Origin of the sequence: uncultured Planktosalinus sp. (genome assembly GCF_963973675.1) — a bacterium.
Taxonomy (GTDB): Bacteria; Bacteroidota; Bacteroidia; order Flavobacteriales; family Flavobacteriaceae; genus Planktosalinus.
On the sequence record NZ_CAXBAN010000452.1, the window covers coordinates 1 to 1,812 of the forward strand.

2 protein-coding genes are annotated in these 1,812 nt (G+C 35.9%); one reads left to right on the plus strand and one right to left on the minus strand.

Annotation, left to right across the window (positions count from 1 at the left end; genetic code table 11):
- On the plus strand, nucleotides 1-836 hold an 836-nt coding region (locus AACY61_RS13225; protein WP_339612051.1), incomplete at its 5' end, for a substrate-binding domain-containing protein.
- Between the two features lie 222 nt (nucleotides 837-1,058).
- On the opposite strand, the gene ung is transcribed toward AACY61_RS13225, so the two are convergent.
- The gene (gene ung, locus AACY61_RS13230; RefSeq protein WP_339612052.1) at nucleotides 1,059-1,724 is read right to left on the minus strand and encodes a uracil-DNA glycosylase; all 666 of its coding nucleotides are present in this window, start codon (nucleotides 1,722-1,724) and stop codon (nucleotides 1,059-1,061) included.
- Nucleotides 1,725-1,812: the final 88 nt, after the last annotated feature.

The window sequence follows — 1,812 nt, forward strand, 5'->3', positions numbered from 1 at the left end:
GGGGCGTGCCTGAACATTTTAATTACCCCTGGTATCTTGCATTGAAAAACAAGAAGTTTCTTCAAGAAGGAATAAATCTTCGCTGGGTTAATTTTCCCGGGGGCACCGGTGAGATGAGTCAAGCCCTTCGTAACGAAGAAATTGATTTGGCTGTTATTCTTACAGAAGGCATTGTAAAAGATATCATTCAGGGCAATGACTCAAAAATTGTTCAGGTTTTTGTAGAGTCGCCACTTATTTGGGGGGTTCACGTTGCTCAAAATTCCAATTACCACACAATATCAGATTTAAAAGGAACTGAAGCAGCAATTAGTCGCTTTGGCTCTGGTTCGCATTTGATGGCTTTTATCAATGCCCAAAACCAAAACTGGAATCTTCATACAGATTTAAAATTTAAAGTAATCGAAAACCTTGACGGAGCTTTGAAAGGACTTCCTGCCGGAGAAGGAGATTATTTTATGTGGGAAAAATTCACCACCAAACCCTATGTAGATCAAGGAATATTTAGAAGAGTTGGAAACTGCCCTACCCCTTGGCCTTGTTTTGTAATAGTTGCCAGAAACGAACTCATTGAGAATGATGCAGCAGTAATTCAAACAATTCTGAAACTAATTAATGTTGAAACAACAGGTTTTAAAGAAATTCCTAATATAGACAGTCAGCTTGCCGAGCGTTACCAACAAAAAGTTGAAGACATTCAAGAGTGGCTCTCCTTAACGCATTGGAGCTCTAAAAACCTGACAACTAAAGAATTGAATCAAGTTCAAAATAGTTTGTTTGACCTAAGTTTAATTGACAAAAAGCTATCTCCTGAAAATTTTCTTCATGATTTCTGATTTTTTTTATCATTAAACGCAACCTTTTATGGTTCTCAACATCTTCTTAATAAGAACCAATAAATTATGATTACTGTTTTAATTGTTATCGGCGCACTGGTAGTGTGTAATTTTCTGTTGTTACACTTTAGTTGTAACGATGTTTCAGAAAGAAACACACCTCCCGGTGAAGAATAAGCTATAATTAAATGAAGTTGATTTTTTCAAAATTTAATTCAACTCTCACCATTTAATTATTTCAACTCCCCTATTCTTTAAATATTTATTTGCTTTATTAAAATGTTTGTTTCCAAACCAAAAGCCCCTGTTGGCGCTCAATGGAGAAGGATGTCCTGATGTTAAAACCAAATGTTTTTGTGTGTCAATCAATTTTAATTTTCGTTTTGCATACCCACCCCAAAGCATAAAAACAACTCCATCTTTTTCTTTGGATATAATTTCTATCACTTGATCAGTGAACTGCTCCCAGCCTTTATTCTGGTGACTTCCCGCCTGATGTGCGCGTACAGTTAACGTTGCATTCAATAGAAAAACACCTTGATGAGCCCAGCGTTCCAGATTTCCACTTTCAGGAATTGCAGCGCCTGTATCTTGTTGAATTTCCCTGAAAATGTTTTGAAGAGAGGGAGGTTTAAGAACCCCATCATTTACAGAAAAACACAATCCATTGGCTTGATTCGGTCCATGATAGGGATCTTGCCCCAAAATCACTACTTTAATTTTATCAAAGGGTGTGGTGTCAAATGCTGCAAAAATCTGATGACCAGGAGGAAAACACGAATTTGCAGCATATTCTTCCTTTACAAATTCGACCAGTGTTTTAAAGTAAGGTTTTTCAAATTCAGCCTTAAGTTTTGAAAACCAACTTTCTTCTATATTTACAAGCATTATTCTTACTTTTACAAAAAAAATCAGCTATAAAAGTAAGTAGAAAAAACGAATGATTAGGATTCAAATCAAAACACTTCAAGACCTT

Coding starts and splice junctions, on each gene's coding strand:
- ung (WP_339612052.1), bottom strand. CDS start 1,724: ATGCTTGTAAATATAGAAGAAAGTTGGTTTTCAAAACTTAAGGCTGAA.